The organism is Arsenicitalea aurantiaca, from assembly GCF_003994485.1.
Lineage (GTDB): Bacteria > Pseudomonadota > Alphaproteobacteria > Rhizobiales > Devosiaceae > Arsenicitalea > Arsenicitalea aurantiaca.
In genome coordinates this window covers 842055-860280 of the sequence record NZ_RZNJ01000001.1, presented here as the reverse complement: position 1 = coordinate 860280, position 18226 = coordinate 842055, and the positions used below count along the sequence as shown (strand labels likewise).

General features: G+C 67.3%; 15 protein-coding genes and 1 other RNA gene. 6 read left to right on the top strand and 10 right to left on the bottom strand.

Annotated elements, in window-relative coordinates:
- Position 1: 1 nt before the first annotated feature.
- The 3 genes from hflK to EMQ25_RS04130 are packed head-to-tail and all read right to left on the bottom strand — an operon-like array spanning position 2 to position 2516.
- A complete protein-coding gene (gene hflK / locus EMQ25_RS04140; protein ID WP_127187264.1) occupies positions 2 to 1132 on the bottom strand; it encodes an FtsH protease activity modulator HflK in 1131 nt (376 codons plus the stop codon).
- Positions 1133 to 1191: 59 nt separating this feature from the next.
- Positions 1192 to 1725, bottom strand: a complete 534-nt coding sequence (folA, locus tag EMQ25_RS04135) for a type 3 dihydrofolate reductase (RefSeq protein ID WP_244606461.1) — start codon at positions 1723 to 1725, stop codon at positions 1192 to 1194.
- A complete protein-coding gene (locus EMQ25_RS04130) occupies positions 1722 to 2516 on the bottom strand; it encodes a thymidylate synthase (RefSeq protein WP_127187263.1) in 795 nt (264 codons plus the stop codon). The genes folA and EMQ25_RS04130 overlap by 4 nt, the downstream gene beginning before the upstream one ends.
- 119 nt (positions 2517 to 2635) lie before the next feature.
- Between EMQ25_RS04130 and EMQ25_RS04125 the strand changes: the two genes are divergently transcribed.
- From EMQ25_RS04125 to EMQ25_RS04110, 4 genes are all read left to right on the top strand, one after another.
- Positions 2636 to 4393, top strand: a complete 1758-nt coding sequence (locus EMQ25_RS04125) for a hypothetical protein (RefSeq protein ID WP_127187262.1) — start codon at positions 2636 to 2638, stop codon at positions 4391 to 4393.
- A 16-nt stretch (positions 4394 to 4409) separates the two neighbouring features.
- Positions 4410 to 4761, top strand: a transfer-messenger RNA (tmRNA) gene (gene ssrA / locus EMQ25_RS04120).
- Positions 4762 to 4906: 145 nt separating this feature from the next.
- Positions 4907 to 5416, top strand: coding sequence for an SspB family protein (locus EMQ25_RS04115; protein WP_127187261.1), 510 nt, complete (start codon positions 4907 to 4909; stop codon positions 5414 to 5416).
- A gap of 25 nt (positions 5417 to 5441) precedes the next feature.
- On the top strand, positions 5442 to 5657 hold the full coding sequence (locus tag EMQ25_RS04110) for a ribbon-helix-helix domain-containing protein (RefSeq protein ID WP_127187260.1): 216 nt from the start codon (positions 5442 to 5444) through the stop codon (positions 5655 to 5657).
- Positions 5658 to 5659: 2 nt separating this feature from the next.
- Here the strand turns inward: EMQ25_RS04110 and EMQ25_RS04105 are convergent, their stop codons facing one another.
- Both EMQ25_RS04105 and EMQ25_RS04100 read right to left on the bottom strand, forming a co-directional pair.
- Positions 5660 to 9316, bottom strand: coding sequence for an AsmA family protein (locus tag EMQ25_RS04105; RefSeq protein WP_127187259.1), 3657 nt, complete (start codon positions 9314 to 9316; stop codon positions 5660 to 5662).
- A 161-nt stretch (positions 9317 to 9477) separates the two neighbouring features.
- Positions 9478 to 11670, bottom strand: coding sequence for an esterase-like activity of phytase family protein (locus EMQ25_RS04100; RefSeq protein WP_127187258.1), 2193 nt, complete (start codon positions 11668 to 11670; stop codon positions 9478 to 9480).
- A 169-nt stretch (positions 11671 to 11839) separates the two neighbouring features.
- Here EMQ25_RS04100 and EMQ25_RS04095 point away from each other — a divergent pair, with 169 nt between their 5' ends.
- Positions 11840 to 14173, top strand: a complete 2334-nt coding sequence (locus EMQ25_RS04095) for an ATP-dependent helicase (RefSeq protein WP_127187257.1) — start codon at positions 11840 to 11842, stop codon at positions 14171 to 14173.
- A 7-nt stretch (positions 14174 to 14180) separates the two neighbouring features.
- Here the strand turns inward: EMQ25_RS04095 and EMQ25_RS04090 are convergent, their stop codons facing one another.
- From EMQ25_RS04090 to EMQ25_RS04075, 4 genes are all read right to left on the bottom strand, one after another.
- A complete protein-coding gene (locus EMQ25_RS04090; RefSeq protein ID WP_127187345.1) occupies positions 14181 to 15095 on the bottom strand; it encodes a DMT family transporter in 915 nt (304 codons plus the stop codon).
- A gap of 162 nt (positions 15096 to 15257) precedes the next feature.
- A complete protein-coding gene (locus EMQ25_RS04085; protein ID WP_127187256.1) occupies positions 15258 to 16160 on the bottom strand; it encodes a lipid kinase in 903 nt (300 codons plus the stop codon).
- A 99-nt stretch (positions 16161 to 16259) separates the two neighbouring features.
- The gene (locus EMQ25_RS04080; protein ID WP_127187255.1) at positions 16260 to 16652 is read right to left on the bottom strand and encodes a toxin-antitoxin system YwqK family antitoxin; all 393 of its coding nucleotides are present in this window, start codon (positions 16650 to 16652) and stop codon (positions 16260 to 16262) included.
- Complete coding sequence (locus EMQ25_RS04075) at positions 16649 to 16957, bottom strand: putative quinol monooxygenase (RefSeq protein WP_127187254.1); 309 nt, start codon at positions 16955 to 16957, stop codon at positions 16649 to 16651. The genes EMQ25_RS04080 and EMQ25_RS04075 overlap by 4 nt, the downstream gene beginning before the upstream one ends.
- A 123-nt stretch (positions 16958 to 17080) precedes the next feature.
- Between EMQ25_RS04075 and EMQ25_RS04070 the strand changes: the two genes are divergently transcribed.
- A complete protein-coding gene (locus EMQ25_RS04070) occupies positions 17081 to 17950 on the top strand; it encodes a 50S ribosomal protein L11 methyltransferase (protein WP_127187253.1) in 870 nt (289 codons plus the stop codon).
- A 72-nt stretch (positions 17951 to 18022) separates the two neighbouring features.
- Here the strand turns inward: EMQ25_RS04070 and EMQ25_RS18480 are convergent, their stop codons facing one another.
- The gene (locus EMQ25_RS18480; protein WP_280177626.1) at positions 18023 to 18154 is read right to left on the bottom strand and encodes a hypothetical protein; all 132 of its coding nucleotides are present in this window, start codon (positions 18152 to 18154) and stop codon (positions 18023 to 18025) included.
- Positions 18155 to 18226 lie beyond the last annotated feature (72 nt).

The window sequence follows — 18226 nt, the reverse complement described above, 5'->3', positions numbered from 1 at the left end:
CTCACATGCCGCTGTTTGAGGCGGGAACGGTGGCGTTCTGGCGTGCACGCAATTCGGGCAGCGGCAGATAGGGCACGACGCCCGAGCCGCCTGCGCCGCTCTCGACGATCACCTTCTCGGAGCCGCCGAGCACCTGCTCCATCGTCTCGAGGAAGAGACGACGACGGGTGACTTCGGGGGCACGGGCGTATTCCTCGTAGACCGAGAGGAAGCGCGAGGCCTCACCTTCGGCTTCCTGGACGACCCGGTTACGATAGGCCGCGGCGTCTTCGCGCATCTGCGCGGCTTCGCCTCGGGCCTCGCCGAGCAGCGTGTTGGCGTAGGAGCGGGCCTCTTCCTGGAAGCGGTCCTCGTCCTGCTCGGCGCGCTGCACTTCGTCGAAGGCATCGGCCACGTCGATCGGAGGCGCCACGTTCTCGATAGCGATCTGGCTGACGCGGACGCCCAGATTGTAGTTTTCGAGAATGTTCTGGGTGATCTGCTGGACCTCGAGGGCGATGCCCGCGCGGTCGTCGCGGAAGATGTCCTGGGCCGGGCGGCGGCCAACCACTTCACGCATCGCGCTTTCGCCGGCGCTGCGCACCATGTCCTCGGGATCGCGGACGTTGAAGAGGTATTCGGCCGGCTGCGAAACCGACCAGAGGACCGCAAAGCGCATGTCGACGATGTTCTGGTCGCCCGACAGCATCAGCCCCTCATCGGTGCCGCTGCGATTGCCCTGCTGGATGGTGCCGATCGTGGTCTGGTTCTCGGTGATGGTGACCTTTTCGACGGTTTCCAGCGGCCAGAGGTGGAAATGGAGCCCCGGCATGGCCAGTTCGGGCTTGGGTACGCCGAACCGCATCTCGACGCCCACTTCCTGGGGAGCCACCGTGTAGATCGCGTTCGCGCCCCAGAAGACGAGCACGGCCGCTATGCCGCCGATGATCGCCCAGCGCCCGCCGGGAACGCCGCCCGGGATGCCGCCCTGAAAGCGATCCCGCCCGCGATTGAGAATGTCTTCGAGGTTGGGCGTGTTGCCACCCCCACTGCCTCCGCTCCGTCGTGGACCACCCCCGCCAGGGGCCTGTCCCCACGGTCCGCCGCCATTGCTGCGACCACCGCCTCCGCCCGTATTGTTATCCCAAGGCATCTGCCACCTTTCACCGCTTAGAGTTCTTGTGGCCTATATAGGGAACCAGCCCCCCGCTATCAACGTTTAGGGCCGCCCCGGCGTGCGTATTGGGTGATGCGAAACGACGCACTGTCGCGCTCGGTAGGCACTGCGTCGAGCTCAGCCACCGCCTCCCACAATGCCGGATCGATCTCGGGGAAGCGGGTGTCGCCCTCAGGCTCGAGATCGACATGGGTGATATAAAGCCTTTGCGCAACGGGCATGAAGGCTTCGTAGAGCGTGGCGCCGCCCCCGATCATGATCTCCTCGGCGCCATCGGCAAGCGCTATGGCCTCCGCATGGCCGAGTGCTTCGGCGAGCCCCGAGATCACAATGACGCCATCGGGGTGATAGCCGGGCTGACGGGTGACCACGATGTTGGTGCGGCCGGGCAGCGGCTTGCCGATGCTCTCGAAGGTGCGCCGGCCCATGATGAGCGGCTTGCCCAGCGTCTGGCGCTTGAAAAAGGCGAAATCGGTCGGCAGGTGCCAGGGCATGGCGTTGTCGGCCCCGATGACGCCATTGCGCGCGACGGCCGCGATCATCGCGACCGGGAGCGAGGGCGCCTTCACACCGAAACCTCGGCCTTGATGTGCGGGTGGGGATCGTAGCCGACGATGGCGAAATCCTCGAAGACGAATGCGTCGAGGTTCTGGCGCCGGTTGAGGATTTCGAGCCGCGGCAGGGGGCGCGGGATGCGCGAAAGCTGCTCGCGCGCCTGCTCGAAATGATTGGCGTAAAGGTGCACGTCCCCGAAGGTGTGGATGAACTCGCCGGCCTCGAGCCCGGTCACCTCCGCCATCATGTGGGTGAGGAGCGCATAGGAGGCGATGTTGAAGGGAACGCCGAGGAAGAGGTCTGCCGAGCGCTGGTAGAGCTGGCAGGAGAGCCGGCCATTGGCGACGTAGAACTGGAAAAGGCAATGGCAGGGCGGCAGGGCCATCTCGTCGACCTCGGCCGGGTTCCACGCCGTAACGATGTGCCGGCGGGAATCGGGCCGCGTGCGGATGGCCTCGACCAGATTGGCGATCTGATCGATCTTCCGGCCGTCGGGCGCAGGCCAGCTGCGCCACTGGCTGCCATAAACCGGCCCCAGATCACCGTTTTCATCGGCCCACTCGTCCCAGATCCGGACGCCGTTCTGCTGCAGCCAGCCGATATTGGTGTCCCCGCGCAGGAACCACAGCAATTCGTAGATGATGGAGCGCAGATGCAGCTTCTTGGTGGTGACGAGCGGAAAGCCGGCCGACAGATCGAACCGGATCTGGCGCCCGAAGAGCGAGCGCGTGCCGGTGCCGGTGCGGTCGGCGCGGTCGGCGCCGTTTTCGAGAACGTCTGCGAGAAGCTGAAGATAGGGCTGCATGTCTTTGTTAGTAGGCGATTCGCATCTGCACGTGGTCCCTCGCTATTGACGCTAACAACAATTGTGCGCAAGCAATGCGGGCCGCGGCCGGTGGGGAGCCTGCGGCACGAGGGGACTGCATGGACGTCTACCGCCCAATGCTGAGGCTGCTCGCAAGCACCGCGGTGATCGCAGCGCTGCTTGCGCCCGCAATGGCGCAGGACGCGATGCGCATCGGCGACGTGTTCACGCGGCTGGCGCAACTGCAGCAGGACAATATGGCGCTCGGACGGCAGATCGCCGGCCACCAGCGTGAGGCGGCGGCGCTGCTCGCCCCGCTCGTCGGAGACGAACTGGCCGCCGACGCCGAACTGCAGGCGATCGCCGAGACCTTCATCGACAACGCCCACACGCTCGCCGCACTGGCGCTGGCGCCGGTTGCCACGCTGGACGTCGCCATGGGCGAAGGCATCATCATGCTGACGCGGCGCAACATCGCCATGGTGCAGGGGGTGGCGGCACGCGTGCGCGCCAATCCCGCGCTCGACCAGGCGATGGCCGCCTATACGAGGCTGCAGCTGGCATCCGAGGATCTCGGGCTCGAAATGGTGGCCGGCTGGCAGGATTATGCCGCCATCATGACCGAGGCTGAGACCGCGGGCCTCCTGCCCGATGCGGCCTATGTGCCCGAAGAAAAGAGCTGGTCGATCGAGGACCCGCAGATTGCCGCGACCCGCCCGCGGACGCCGCGCCCCGCGCTTTTGGCCGAACTCAGCGCCGGCCCGGCGGCCCTCCCCGCGCTCGCTGCGCCGGTTGCACCCGATCGCGACCGGCTCCCGGCGCTGCCGCAGGGCAATGTGATGCCCCCGATCGGGGTTGCGGCCAGCCCGGTGCCGCCTGCCCTGCCCTCGGCACCGACGCCCCCGACGGCTCCGGCCCCGGCGACGCCGACGCCCCCCGCCATGGCGGAAACGCCGGAACCCGCGGCCGATGGCGGCTTCGTCGCCCCGGGCCTCGCCGCGCTTGAAATGCTGCAGCGGGAATTGATGGGGCTGATCGGGGCCGCCGACATGGCGAGCGGCACGCCGGCGGAGGCAGAAAGCGAGCCCGAGCCTGAATTGCCGGCGATCCCCGCCATCGCGGCGGCGCCCCCGCCGGTGGTGAGCGAACCTGCCCCGCCCCGGCCGACACCGACCCCCGCGCCGACGCCACCGCCCCCTGCGCCCGCGCTTCCGGCAACGCCGAGCGTGGCGGGCATGCCGATCGGGGCGGCGAACGCGCAGGCGGCGCCGGCGCCGCGATGGACCGTCAGCGACCGGCGCGACGGCACGCGGGAGGCCGCCGCGCGCAACGGCGTCTCGGAGACGGCGCCGATGATCCAGTCGCTCGTCATCGATTGCGACGTGACCGGAGAAGTTCGGTTCGTCGTCGATGCGGCGCGGTTCGTTTCGGGTTTCCGGGTCTATTCGAACCGGGTCGCCTCGCAACTGGTGACGGCGAGCGAGAACGTGCTGGCCGGTCCGGCGGCCGAGACCCTGCACGCGGTTTTCACCGAAGCGGTTGGCTGGGCGAACGAAGCGCCGGGCGATGTCCGCCGGCTGTCGCTGCGGACGGCGGACAGCGAGGGCCTCCTCGCCCAGTTTCCGCCCGAGGGCTATGAGGACGCCTATGCCGCGGTGGCCGAAAGCTGCGCGCCCGCAGGCGATGCGAGCCCGGCACCATCGGCCCTGCCCGAGGCGCCAGCGCCTGAGCCTGAGCCCGAGCCCGAGCCTGAACCCGCACCGCTCGCTGCTCCCGCCGCGGCTCCGGCGGCACCGGCCGCGCAATCGGCACCCGCGCCGAGCCGCGTTGCGCCGCGCCCCCGCCCGATCCAGGAACGGCCCGCTCCGGTTTTCTGAGCCCATCGGCGCGCCTGCAATTGCATGGGCGCGAGGGCTTGCCTATATTGGGCGTGCCGGCAACGGCTATGGCGATAAATGGCCATCGCAATAAACCCATCGGACCCGGGGGCAGTACCCGGCGCCTCCACCACTCTCCCCGTTCCTGGACGGGCGCGCGGGGGCGAAACAGGATCGACGAGGGCGTAAAGGGTGTGTTTTCGCTCGGCATGGTACCGCCGATATCGGACCATTTTTATAGTTGCCAATGACAACTATGCTGAGGCCCGTCTGGCTGCGTAAGCGGTCCGACACCTCGAATTGAAGCCCTTCTGCTGTAGCAGGTAGAAGGCGGGGTTCGCAGGCACCTGGCAACAGAAGCCTGCACTTCTTCTGCATCCATTGCCTTTTATGCGCTTGAATTGTCCCCGCCGCTGGGGCTCATTAGGGCCAAGCGGATTCTGCGCCCCAAGGCGCAGCGCCCGTGCCCACACGCATCGAACGCGCCCGTTTCCGGCGCCCAGAAGGACGATTATGGCCGAAGATCTCATCCGCTACGACATTCTGGCACAGGAAGCGCTGCGAGGCGTCGTCCGCAAGGTGCTGTCGGAAGTGGTGAAGACCGGCCTTCCCGGCGAGCACCATTTCTTCATCTCCTTCGTGACGCGCGCGCCGGGCGTGCGCATGTCCCAAAGGCTTCTCGAGCAGTACGACAAGGAAATGACCATCGTGCTGCAGAACCAGTACTGGGACCTCAAGGTCACCGAGACCGCGTTCGAGGTGGGCCTTTCCTTCGACGGCAATCCCGAACTCCTCACCATCCCGTTTTCGGCGATCAAGGGCTTTTTCGACCCCTCGGTGCAGTTCGGGCTGCAGTTTGACGTGGAGCGGAGCGGCGGTACGCAGGTCGAGGAGGCGCCCGCCGACGCGTCTGCAACGGACGCCGGCGTAAAGCCGGTTGCCGAAGCCCCCGAGGGCGAGCCGGCTTCGGGCGAAGGGGCCGACAAGGTCGTGAGCCTCGACCGGTTCCGCAAGAAGCCCTGAGGCTTCTCCAAGGCACGAGGCCGCGGTGCAGAAGCGCTCGCTCAGCATAGCCGGGCACCGCACGAGCCTCGCGCTCGAACCCGAATTCTGGGCTGCGCTCGAGGCCATGGCCGAAGCGCGCGGCGTGCCGATCACCACCCTCATCCGCGAGATCGACGAAGCCCGTCCCGCCGCCAACCTTTCCTCGGCGGTGCGGGTGGCGGCGCTCGGCTGGTATCGCGATCGGGCGGACGCCCGCTAGCCTCAGCGCGGCTGTGGCTGCAGCAGGTCGAGCGTCAGCGGGCGATTGATGATCTGCTCTTCGAGCGCGCGGCGGCGGGCGGCATCTTCCTCCGCGGCTCGGCGGGTGGCCTCCGCATCGGCAGCGCGCCGGGCTTCGGCGTCCTGGCGGGCGCGTTCGGCGGCGGCTGCGGCGGCCGCAGCGGCGGCCTCCTCGGCCTCGCGCGCAGCTTCCGCCTCCGCTTCCCTTGTGGCGCGCTCGGCCTCGATCCGCTGGCGTTCGGCTGCGGCGGCCGCCGATCGCGCCTCGTCCTCGGCGCGCAGCTGCTCGAGGCGATCGACTTCGAGTTCGAAGGCGCGCACCTGAATGGCATCCACCATGGGGCCGAGGTCCAGCGTGCGCACCGGATCGAGGAGCGTGCCCGAGAGGTTGGCAGTGACGCGGGCGGTGGTTTCGGAGATCAGCCCATCGGCATCGACCGGTCCGCGCGGGGTGAGCGTGTAGCCGCCCGACAGCGCGAGATCGACGAGCGCCACGCTCGAGCTGCCGAAGAGGCGGGCATCCTCATCCTCGATGGCGAGGTTGGGACTACGGAGCACACCGCCGGCGAGGGTGAAGCTGCCCGCAACCTCCGGCGCCCGGAGGATGCCGCGCTCGAGCTCGCGCGCGACGATCTCGCCAAGCGCGTCGGCCTCGAGCTCGAGGATGTTCTCGAGGCTCGCGACGCGGGCGAAGGTGGCAGGCGCGAGCTCGGCGATGGCGAGGTCGGTGACGGTGTAGCTGCCCTCGCCGGTCATGGCGGCGAGGAGCGCAGCGGGGCTCGCGCCCGTGCTTTCGAACTGCGCGACGCCGGTCAGCGTGCCTTCCAGCACCGAGCGGGGCACGGGCGGCAGCAGGGCATCGAGATCCACCCCGTCGAGGGAAAGCCGGCCCGAGAGGCGCTTGTCGACAAGAGGCCCCGCGCAGCAGAGGCTCGCATCAAGACCGAGGGTACCGCCGCCGAGGCTGGCGGAGAGCCCGCGCAGGCGCGTCTCCTGCGCGTCCCAGGCGAGATCGAACCCGGCATCGGAGAAAAGCGCATCCTCGCCCGCGATCATGGCAGCGACATCGACGCGAATACGGCCCGATGCGGCCCGACCCTCGGGGGTCATGTCGAGCGGGCCATCGGGCCAGAGGCCCTCGGACTGCACCAGCGCCGCGGGCCCGGCAAGGGCAGCGAGCAGGCCTTCGAGGGGCATGCGATCGATCCTGAGGCGCCCGTCGATTGCGGCGCCTGCCGTGTCGCGCCGAAGCCCGACCGTGCCTTCGATGCGGCTTTCGCCCGCGCGGCCATCGATGCCATCGAGGGCGATGCGATCGGCGCCGGTGAATTCGAGCCCCGCCGTTCCGATGAGACCCGGCAGGTGGATGGCGCCCCCCCCGGCGAGATCGAGCAGCGGCCCAGGATCGGCGAGCGAAAGTCGGACGACGCCATTGCCGCGCGGGGTGGCGGGATCGGCAAGGTTGAGATCGCCGGCGAAGGCGATGCTGTCCCCGCCCCCTTCCATCAGGAGGCGCGAGCGGAGCCGGCCATTGACCGGGCCATCGAGAACGGCGGAGAGCCGCACCGCGTCGCCGGGTGTGAGGAGGCTCGTTTGCCCGAGCCCGAGCTGGCGCGCGAGGCCATCCGCATCGGTTGCGGACATGGCGATCTCGAGCGAGAGGGGCGAGGCGAGGAGTTGCGCGACGCCGCCCCCGAGCTGACCTTCGAGGCCGAATTCGGCGACGCCGAGCGTGCCGTCGATCTCGATCGCCTGGCTTCCATCGCCCGAGGGCGCATCGAGGGTGATTTCGAGGGCGGCAGGCGCCAGGCGTGCGAGCGCACTGCGCAATGCAGGGGGCGTGCCCAGCGCATCGAGCGCCATGGCGAGGGCCGGGGCTGCCGGATCGGATACCCCGATGCGGCCACTGCCCGAGAGCTCGGGACGGGCCAGCGAACCGAAGGCGGTGAATTCGACGTCGAGGCTTGCCCCGCCGATCTCCTCGGCGGCGAGCCTGTCGAATTCAAGCACCCCGCCTTCCCATGCGCCGTCGGCGGCAAGCCCCCTGCCCTCAAGGCCCATGATGGTGGCGGCTTCCGCGGTGACGACGACATGGCCGCGCGGAAAGCTCTGGGTGAAACTGCGATCCTGCAGCGGATCGGGCAGCAGGGCGGCCAGCGCAGCGCTGTGGCGGGCATCGAGCGCGGCGAGCTCGGCGATGACCGAAATGCGCGGCTGGGCGCCGATATCGAGTTCTGCGGAGACGAAATGGGCGGCGCCATCCATGACGAAGCGCCCGTCTTCAAGGCTGAGCCGGTCGCCCGCGAGGGTGAGACCCGCTTCGAGCGAGGCGGGCATGTTGAAGAGCGGATTGGCTTCGGCGGGGCGGCGCCAGAGCTGGGCGAGCGCATCGAGCCGGCGCGTATCGAGCCGAACGAGGCCGGAGAACGCAGGACGCGCGGCATTTTCGGCGAGCTCGCCGCTGGCGCGGATTGTGGTGTTGCCCGGGAGCGTCGCCGTCGCGTTGCGAATGGTCCAGCCGCCGGCACTCGCCGCTGCGCTGAGGCGGACATTGCGGAGCGAAAAGGCGCGCAGGTTAAGCTCGGTGACATCGAGATCGACCACGCCGGGCATGTCCGGCAGGATCGGGGCTGGCAGCTCGGCAAGGAGCCGCAGAAGCTCGTAGCGGGCAGGCCCCTCTTCGGCGATGATATCGCGCGGGGGCAGCGAGAAGACGCCCGCCGAGAGCGTCGCATCGAAGCGGCGCTGGCTGCCGAGGCGGATGTCGGCCGAACCGGTCAGCCGGCTGCCGACCCGGTTTTCGTCTGGCAGGAGCGTGAAACTGCTGAGGATGGCCCGCGAAGCATCGATGTCGACGTCGGACGTGAGGACGAGATTGCCGCGCCCCGCATCGGCGGTCGCGTTGCGATCGGGCGCCTGGCGGAAGCTCATCGTGCCGGTGAAGCCGGGCGCGGTGCCGACCGCGAGTTGGCCTTCGGCGGAAAGCGAATAGCTCGTATCATTGGGCTGGACGAAGACCGAGAGCTGCGTGCGATCGGCACTGTCGAGGGCGGCGACGCTGAGCCGGACCGTATGCGGGCGATCGGCGATGCGCGCGGTGCCCTGGAAGGCGAAGGGGCCCCGCACGGCGTCGAGCCTGAGATCGCCCGCGACATTGGCCGCGGTAAAGGTCTCGTCCGAGCGCAGATCGGTAAGGCGCACCATGCCATCGACGATGGCCGCGCTCGCAACCGAAATGCTGGCGCTCGTCACCTCCTCGGCGAGGTCGATGCCGCTTTCGAGCCGTCCATCCCGGCCGAGCGTCATCTCGACCACGGGCCGCTCGAGGACGAGGCGGGTGATCCGGTACTGGTCGCGCAGGAAATCGAGCAGCGAGAACTCCGCCTCGACATTGGCGACCATCAGGGTGGGGGATTCGGAAGGACCGACCACGACGTCGCGGAAATGCAGCTGCGGCTGGGGCAGGAGCGAAAATGAGATGTCGCCGACGATCTCGACCTCGGCGCCGAACACTTCGGCGGCAATGGTCTGCATGCGCTCGCGATAATCGCCCCACTGGATGAAGCCCGGCAGCACGAATGCGCCGGCCAGCGCGATGATGGCCAGCATGCCGACGACGATGAAGAGGCGATTGAGCACTGTGCGGTGAGTCTCCGGGGCGCGCGGGCGAGTCTAGGGAAGTCGCCCGGTGGCGTCACCCTGCAAATGCCCGCGCTCCACGGCAAGAATGGGGCATCAAACGCGAAAGGCCGGACCCGCTGGGGCCCGGCCTCCGCTCTGAAGTGGCGATGAGGGTCGGATCAGTTCATCATGCCGATCGAGAAGAAATTGGTCTCCCCGCTCGCATCGTCGACGCCGTCATTGTCGGTGACGACCCAGCCCTCGCCTGCCGCATCGATGGCAAAGCCCTCGACCTTGTCGAGCACATAGCCGTTGAGCGCCTCGAGGTCCGGCATGAAGTCCCGCACCAGCGTCTTGGTGACGACCGGAAGCCCGCCGCCGAGCGGCGCAGGCTCAAGCTGCGAGAGCGGGACCGAGTAGAGCGCCTTGAGGACCGCACGCGAGCCGATCTGGTTGTCGCGCTCGACGAGATAGATCGTCTCGCCATGGGCGGTGATCTCCGAGAGACCGTTCCACGCGCCCTCGGCCGTGGTTTCGAGCGGGTAGTGGACCGCGCCCCATTCACCGGTCGCCGGGGTATAGGCCAGGAGCTTGACGTGCCCGGCCGGATCATCGCCCCATTCGCGCTGGATGGCGATCCAGACGATGGCGGCGTCGCCCTCGCCGGTCATTGTGACACCCTCGGCGCCGAAGCGCACTTCATGGGCGAGCAACGCGTCGGGGAATGCGATTTCCTCGATGATCTCGCCATCGCGATTGGTGCGCAGCAGGGCATGGGGGATGTCGCGGTCGGTGCGCCCCTCAGAGGCGAGCCAGAAGCCGCCCTGCCCGTCATGAGCGATCCCTTCGATGTCGAGGGCTTCGGCGGTCGCGCCATCGCGGGTGATCGGCGTCGCCTCGACGATGCGGGCGGGCGTCGCCGTCGCATCGATCGTGTAGATGGTCGGCATCATCGAAAAGAAGCTGTCATTGACAGCGAAGAGCCGGCCCGGGGTCTCGAGATCGGCAACGAGGCCAGACAGGGCGGCCCATCCAATGAGACGACCATCCGCATCGAGGTCGGACATGATCTGCGGATAGGCCGGCGTCTCGGCGCCGAGCTCGAAGATCATGACATGGCTGTCGGCCAGGCCATCGGGGGAGAGATCAGTCTCGTTGGCCGTAACGAACAGGTTGCGCGAGGGGATCGCGACGGCGCCTTCCGGGCCGACGCCTGAGGGCAGCGACTGGACGTATTCGGGTTCCGCGCCGGTATCGCGATAGACCGCGACGAGCGAAGCGCGCTCCTGATTGACGAAGATGAAGGTGTCGTCGCCAAAGCTCGCGACTTCCATCCCCTCTGGCTCGACGCCCTTGGCATCCGAACGGGCCTCGGGGTAGTGCCCGAGCTGGGCGGCGATGTATTCCATGGACGGGCCGCTCTCGTAGAGCATGGTGCCGTCCTTGTGGAAGATGGTGAAGCCACGGGCGCCGCCCTCGTAATCGCCCTCATTGGCGATGACGAAGCGGTCGTCGTCGATCCACTTGACCGCGTCGGGCTCTCGCAGGCGGCCGGGCTGGCTTTCGGTGAAGCTCAGACGGCCATCCTCGGTCGCGTCGATGTTCTCGAGGTCGACGGCGCCGGCGCTGAAATGGCTGATCACCTCTCCGGTGCGACCGGCGAGGACGACGATGTGATTGTTCTCCTGGAGCGTCACCACCAGCTCGTCGCGGCCGTTGAAATCGGTGAATTCGGGCTCGGCATCCTCGCCGGCGATTTCGGCGAGGCCCGAGAGATCGGTGACCCGCATGCTGTCGCAATCGACGACGCCGGCATCGACGTCAAAGAAGGTGACGTTGCCGCCCGGCAACTGCGGGATCACGCCGTCATTGAGGTCCTCGTCACGCTGGTTCTCCATCGAGATGGCGATCAGCGAGCCGTCGGCATTGCGCGCCACCGCATCGGGCTGGCCGCCGAGATCGCACTCCAGCTCGACTTCGCGGCTCTCCAGATCGACGATGGCGAGATAGCCGGTGGGCGCAGTGAAATCCTCGGTGGTGTCGACCGTTACCAGCGCCTTTTCACCGATGATGGTGACGGAGGTCGGGCTACCCTCGAGCATGACGAAGCCGCCCGGCTGCGGATCGGCGGGGTCGGTGATGTCGACGAACCCGATGCCTCCGACGAGAGCATTGGAATAGACGAGCATCATGCCGTCTTCGGTCGCCGCGATGATCTCCGAGGAGTTTTCGACATCGGCCCCGATCTCGGGCGTGTTGAGATCGACCGGAAAGCTGGCGATGCGGTTGAAATAGGGCTGCGCGAACGCCGGCAGCGCCGTGGTGGTGAGCAGGCCGGCCGCGAAGGCGGCGAGCAGATGCCTCGAATTCATGGAATGCCCCTGTGATCCGAACGGGATGGACAGCGGATGCGATAGGCCCGCCGCAAGAACCCGCGATGACGGTTCGGTGACAGTGCGATGACGGCGGCGCGCGTATACATGACGGCGCGGGATGCCTATATAGGGGCGATGAGAACAAACAGAGATTCGTCAATCCCCCATGTCCGGTGACGCAACACCCATGGAGCGGCCCAAGGCCGGCTCGATCACCGGCCAGTTCGCCCGGCGGGCGCCGGACTATCTGGCGGGGCTCAATGCCGAGCAGCGCCTCGCCGTCGAGACGACGGACGGCCCCCTGCTCGTGCTCGCGGGGGCCGGCACGGGCAAGACGCGCGTGCTGACGACGCGGATTGCGCACATCCTCAACACCAATCGCGCCTGGCCCTCCCAGATCCTTTCGGTGACCTTCACCAACAAGGCGGCGCGGGAGATGAAGGAGCGCATCGAAAAACTCGTGCCCCGTCTCGAGGCGATGCCGTGGATGGGGACGTTCCATTCCATCGGCGCGCGCATCATGCGCCAGCATGCCGGGCTCCTGGGGCTGACCAGCGCCTTTACCATTCTCGATACCGACGATCAGGTGCGGCTGATCAAGCAATTGCTCAGTGCCGAGGGCATCGACGAGAAGCGCTGGCCCGCCAAGCTCTTCGCCTCGATGATGGATGGCTGGAAGAACAAGGGCCTCTTGCCCAAGGATGTGTCACCTGCCGACAGCGGCAGCTATGCTGGTGGCCGTGGCGCCAAGCTCTATGCCGACTATCAGGCCCGGCTGAAGACGCTCAACGCCGCCGATTTCGGCGACCTTCTGCTCGAGTGCATCCGCCTGTTCCGGGAAAACCCCGACGTGCTGGCGGAATATCACCGCAAGTTCAAATACATGCTGGTGGACGAGTACCAGGACAGCAACACGGCCCAATATCTCTGGCTGCAGCTGCTGGCTCAGGGGAGAGCCGCGAACGAGGCCAATATCTGTGTCGTGGGCGACGACGACCAGTCCATCTATGGCTGGCGCGGCGCCGAGGTGGACAACATCCTGCGGTTCGAGAAGGATTTTCCGGGCGCAAAGGTCATCAAGCTCGAGCGCAATTACCGCTCGACCTCCAATATCCTGAAGGCCGCCTCGAACCTGATCGCCTTCAACGAAGGCCGGCTGGGCAAGACGCTGCAGACCGATGTGGGGGAGAAGGGCGAGCCCGTCTCGGTGACCCAAGTCTGGGATTCCGAGGAGGAAGCGCGCACGGTCGGCGAGGAGATCGAGCAGTTCCATCGCGCCGGGGAAAGCCTCAACTCGATGGCGATCCTGGTGCGCGCCTCGTTCCAGATGCGCGAGTTCGAAGAGCGCTTCATAACGCTGGGCGTCAATTACCGGGTCGTCGGGGGGCCGCGCTTCTATGAACGCAAGGAAATCCGCGACGCCATCGCCTATCTGCGCGTGGTGGCACAGCCGGCGGACGATCTCGCCCTCGACCGGATCATCAACACGCCCAAGCGCGGCCTCGGAGATTCGACGGTGCAGCTGCTGCACGGCGCCGCCCGTGCGGCCAGGGTGCCCCTGCTCTCGGCAATCCGCATGCTGGTCGAGACCGAGGAGCTGAAGCCCAAGCAGCGTACGACGCTGAGGAGCCTCGTGTCCCAGTTCGACGACTGGGCCTTCCATGCCCAGAACCTGCCGCCTTTCGAACTGGTCGAGAAGATCCTCGAAGAAAGCGGCTATATCGACATGCTGAGCGCCGACAAGTCGCTGGAGTCGGAGGGCCGCAAGGAAAACCTCAAGGAACTCAGCCGTTCGATGGAGGAGTTCGACACGCTTGGCGGCTTCCTCGAACACATCGCGCTGGTGATGGACCGCGACAGCCCCGAGGCCAAGGATGCCGTCACCATCATGACGCTGCACGGGGCCAAGGGGCTGGAGTTCGACACCGTTTTCCTCACCGGCTGGGAGGACGGCACCTTCCCCAGCCAGCGCTCGATGGACGAGAGCGGCCGGGCGGGGCTCGAGGAAGAGCGGCGCCTCGCCTATGTCGGCATCACGCGCGGCCGCAAGCGCGTGCGGATCTCCGCGGCGCAGAACCGGCGCATTCACGGGCTCTGGCAATCGGCGATCCCGTCACGCTTCCTCGACGAATTGCCCGCCGATGTGGTCGAGGTCAAGGATACGGGCTCTGCCTATGGCGGGTATGGCTATGGCGGGCGGGGCGCGAGCCGGTTCGACAAATCCGACCCGTTCGACAGCGTCTACGAGACGCCCGGCTGGCAGCGCGCACGCGCCCAGCAGGCGAACCGCCGCGGCCCCGGGCCTCTCACCATCGACGGAGAGCTCGTCGCACGCTCGGTCGATATCGGCTCGGGCTCCGCCTATGGCATGGGCGAGCGCGTGTTCCACCTCAAATTCGGCTATGGGGCTGTGGTGGCGATCGAAGGCAACAAGCTGACGATCGAATTCGAGAAGGCCGGGCGCAAGAAGGTGCTCGACAGCTTCATCAAGAAGGGCTGAGGGCGCCTCAGCCCTGGGGCGTGGTGACCCGGCGCGCCCTGCCCCGCTCGAGACCCAGCTGGTGCTCGCGCAGGATGATGAAGATGCCCGCTGCGACCACGATGACACCACCGACGAGCATCTGGATGGTCGGCACTTCCCCAAAGAAGAGATAGCCGATGCCGATCGAGAGCAGCATCGAGGTGTATTCGAAGGGCGCGATGACCGACATGTCGGCATAGCGGTAGCATTCGGTGAGCAGCACCTGTGCGATGCCCCCGGCGATCCCTGCGCCGATCAGGAGCGCCGCCTGCTGCGGGGTCGGCCAGACCCAGCCGAAGGGAATGGTCGCAAGCGAGATGGCCGTGCACGTCACCGAGAAATAAAGGACGATCGTCGCCGAGCGCTCGGTATGCACCAGATTGCGTACGAGCAGCATGGCGATGGCCCCGAAGAGCGCACCGCCAAGGGCCGCGATGGCGCCGGCGGTGGCTCCGCTGGCGTCGGTTATGCCGCCCGAAAAAATGCTGAGGCGCGGCCAGATGATGATGGCAACGCCGATGAGCCCGATCAGCACCGCGCTCCAGCGATAGAGCCGGACGACCTCCCCAAGGAAGATGGCGCTGAACACCACGATGAGGAGCGGCATGGCATAGTTGATCGCCACGGCCTCGGGCAGCGGCAGGCGGGTGAGCGCATAGAACCCGCAGCCCATTCCGCAGACCCCGATAAGCCCGCGCCAGAGATGGCCCATCGGCCGCGCGGTCTTGAGCCCCGCCATCAGCTCGCGCCGATAGACGAGAAAGACGATGATCGGCAGGATCGCAAAGAGCGAGCGGAAGAAGACGAGCTGGCCCGGCGGAACGTCGTCTGCGGCCTTCAAGAGGCTCGACATGACGAGGAAGATGCCGACCGACGCGATCTTGAGCCCGATGCCGAGCATGGGGTTGGGCTGATCGCCGGGAATGACTTCGTCTGAGCTGGCCACGAAAGCTGTCCGGCGGCGCGAGGGGCGCGATCGACTGGGAGGGCGGGTTTCCCCGTTACATCAGCCCAAACCGGCGTGATGGCAACCCCTTTTCGCCTCGTAGAACCCGTTTTCGTCTCAACCGGTCGAAGCGGCCGCCAATGGGGCGAAAACGGTGATCGCATCGGGCCGGATGACGAAGCGGGCCGGCGTCTCCGTGACGATGTCGCCATCGGTATTGACCGCGCGCGGCCGGGTGGTGCGGATCTCGAATTCGGTGCTGCGCGCGGTGCGCACTTCAGCCCAGGCGCCATGCTCGCCGCGGCGGAAGGCCGAGAGCATGAGCGCGAGGGTCCAGACATTGTCCATTTCGAGACTGTAGAGATCGAGATGGCCATCATCGATGGTGGCGCTGGCCTCGATGACGGTGCCGCCCCCATAGTGCCGGCCATTGCCCACGGCGATCTGATAGGTCCGCACCCGTCGCCGTCCCGATCCATCGATGATCATGGCGCGGAACGGGCGGGCGGAGAAGACGACCTTGAGGGCCGCGAGCGCATAGCCCACCTGCCCCCAGCGCTTCTTGGTCTCGGCGGTGAGCCCACTCGCAAGATCGGCCCCGAGCCCGATGCTCGCGACGTTGAAGAAGGGATGGCCGTTGACCTCGCCCAGATCGATGCGCTTGGTCTGCCCGGCGAGGATGATGTCGGCGGCGGCATCGAGTTCGGGCGGAATACCAAGGGTCCGCGCCAGATCATTGGCGGTACCCATGGGGATGATGCCCATGGGCAGGCCCGTCGCAAGGACGCCGCGCGCGGCCGAATTGATGGTGCCGTCCCCGCCGCAGACGATGACGAGATCGGCCTCGTCACGGCGTCGGACGATGTCGGCGGAAACCTCTTCGGGGGTATCGAAGCGTTCGAGCCGAACTTCGAGCCCGCCCGCCTCGAGCCGCGCGACCACGCTGTCGAGCGCTTCGCTACCGCGCCGCGCGCGCGGATTGACCAGCATGAGTGCGCGCCGACGGGGAGCGTGGGGCATCACGGGGTCTGTCATGAGGGGCACTCGGGCGGGGTTGAGCGCTTCTAGATGGCGCGGCGCCGGTTCGCCTTCAATGGGCGGTGGGCCGAATGCCCCGAATTATTCTTGGGGCGAGGCGCGATAGCGCTTTTCGGCCCTGGGCTCGCCACCCGGACCGAAGCTGCGCCATACGCCGACGCGCCGGCCAGCCTCGTAGAGACCTTCATCCATGAGAGCGCCCCCGGCATGCCACCGGCGCCAGAGGCCCGACTGCTTGCCCTCGACGAACGTGCCCTCCTGAAGCCTTCCTCCATCGGCACGGTTCCAGATCCAGGGGCCGTCGGGCGCGTCATCGCGGTACTCGCCCTCGGCCTGCAAGGACCCATCCTTGAAATAGTGGCGCCAGTGTCCGGTCTTCCGCCCGCCGCAGACTTCGCCTTCTGCGGCGGTCACACCATTGGCGAAGACCTGCCGGAACGGCCCATCCGGGGCGCCCGAAATGTCGGGCTTCATACGCCGGGTTCGGGCAGCATGCCCAGCCCGCCCGCGGGCTCGGTCTCGAAGCGCTCGCCAAAGCCGGCGATCAGGGGGCGCGCCCGGGCGATGAGGGCCTGCACCCCTGCCAGCCCGAGTGACGCGGCATGGTGATCCCTGTCCACCCAGACCTCGGTGATCCAGATTGCGTCGGGATCGGCGGGATCGCGGGCGACGATATAGCTGAGGCAGCCCGGCATCGGCCCGATATTGCCCGCCATGAGCGCGAGGAGCGCCTCGCCCTGCCCCTCGACCGCCTTCATCTTGCCGATCAGCCCGTACATGTGCCGTCCCTCCGCTCCAGACGACGACGGGACGACATGAAGGACGCCAAGTCAAGCGGGCGCACCATTGACAGCCGTGCGGTGCCGGCCCAACAAGGCGGCAGACCATAGAAGGTGGATCCCATGGCGCTTTCCCAGCTCTCGCTCGCCCTTACCAAGGACCAGGCCTATGCGCTGGTCGATGCGGTCATGGAGCGCGACGACCTCGCCGTCACGGCGTCGGCCCATGAGGATGCGGAGACCGGCGAATGGATTTTCGAGGCCACGTGCCTCGAAAGGCCCGAGCTCGATTCATTTTCCGAATTGGCGCGCCTAACCCTTGGCGGGGACGTCGAATTCCGGATCGAGGAGATCGACCCCTCGGTCAATTGGGTGGCGAAATCCCTCGAAGGGCTGCACCCGGTGAGGGCCGGCGGCTTCTATGTCTATGGCAGCCACGAGACGGCGCCTGTGCCCGGCGGGCTGACCGGCATCCGGATCGACGCCGCGCAGGCCTTCGGCACGGGGCACCATGAAACGACGACCGGGTGCCTCGAGGCAATCGACCGGGCGCTGAAGCGGCGGCGCTTCACCAATGTGATCGACATCGGCACCGGAACGGGCGTGCTCGCCATCGCGGTGGCCAAGCGCCTGAAGCGGCGCGTGCTCGCGACCGATATCGACCCGGTCGCGGTTTCAACGACGCTCGGGAACGCGCGCGACAATGGCGTCGAGCGCCAGATCGTGGCGATCGAAGCGGAAGGGCTGGACCATCATCTGATCGCTTCGGGCGCGCCCTATGACCTCGTGATCGCCAACATCCTCGCCGGTCCCCTCGCCGCACTTGCGCCTGGCATGGCGCGGATCACCCAGCGCGGCGCGACGATCATCCTGTCGGGAATCCTGAACCAGCAGGCCCCGCGGGTGACGAGCGCCTATGTCGGGCAATCGATGATCCTGCGCAGCAAGATCACCCGGGGCAACTGGTCGACGCTGGTGCTGGAAAAGCGCTGAAAAAAGCAAATCCCCGGAGGTGGCTCCGGGGATCGGGTCGGCCTTGGGATGGAGCGCTTGCGCGCTGCCGGATCAGGGGCGCTTGGTAAAGGCGCCGATCAGCTGATGCTGCATGCGATAGCTCACCTGGCGCGTGGATTCGCGGCCGCGCGCTGCGATGAGCCCATCAAGCGACTTGCGGAAGGTGGTCTTGCTCTCGGTCATGGTCCTGCTCGTTCGATCGTTTCGACGGGGCGGAAGAGCCCGCGTCGCAGAGTGTGATAGCGCCGCTTGCGC

What these genes read in the sequence shown, in the direction of transcription:
- hflK (WP_127187264.1), bottom strand. Translation starts at nt 1,132, where the DNA reads ATGCCTTGGGATAACAATACGGGCGGAGGCGGTGGTCGCAGCAATGGC.
- EMQ25_RS04130 (WP_127187263.1), bottom strand. Translation starts at nt 2,516, where the DNA reads ATGCAGCCCTATCTTCAGCTTCTCGCAGACGTTCTCGAAAACGGCGCC.
- EMQ25_RS04125 (WP_127187262.1), top strand. Translation starts at nt 2,636, where the DNA reads ATGGACGTCTACCGCCCAATGCTGAGGCTGCTCGCAAGCACCGCGGTG.
- EMQ25_RS04115 (WP_127187261.1), top strand. Translation starts at nt 4,907, where the DNA reads ATGGCCGAAGATCTCATCCGCTACGACATTCTGGCACAGGAAGCGCTG.
- EMQ25_RS04100 (WP_127187258.1), bottom strand. Translation starts at nt 11,670, where the DNA reads ATGAATTCGAGGCATCTGCTCGCCGCCTTCGCGGCCGGCCTGCTCACC.
- EMQ25_RS04095 (WP_127187257.1), top strand. Translation starts at nt 11,840, where the DNA reads ATGTCCGGTGACGCAACACCCATGGAGCGGCCCAAGGCCGGCTCGATC.
- EMQ25_RS04090 (WP_127187345.1), bottom strand. Translation starts at nt 15,095, where the DNA reads ATGCTCGGCATCGGGCTCAAGATCGCGTCGGTCGGCATCTTCCTCGTC.
- EMQ25_RS04085 (WP_127187256.1), bottom strand. Translation starts at nt 16,160, where the DNA reads ATGCCCCACGCTCCCCGTCGGCGCGCACTCATGCTGGTCAATCCGCGC.
- EMQ25_RS04080 (WP_127187255.1), bottom strand. Translation starts at nt 16,652, where the DNA reads ATGAAGCCCGACATTTCGGGCGCCCCGGATGGGCCGTTCCGGCAGGTC.
- EMQ25_RS04075 (WP_127187254.1), bottom strand. Translation starts at nt 16,957, where the DNA reads ATGTACGGGCTGATCGGCAAGATGAAGGCGGTCGAGGGGCAGGGCGAG.
- EMQ25_RS04070 (WP_127187253.1), top strand. Translation starts at nt 17,081, where the DNA reads ATGGCGCTTTCCCAGCTCTCGCTCGCCCTTACCAAGGACCAGGCCTAT.
- EMQ25_RS18480 (WP_280177626.1), bottom strand. Translation starts at nt 18,154, where the DNA reads ATGACCGAGAGCAAGACCACCTTCCGCAAGTCGCTTGATGGGCTCATC.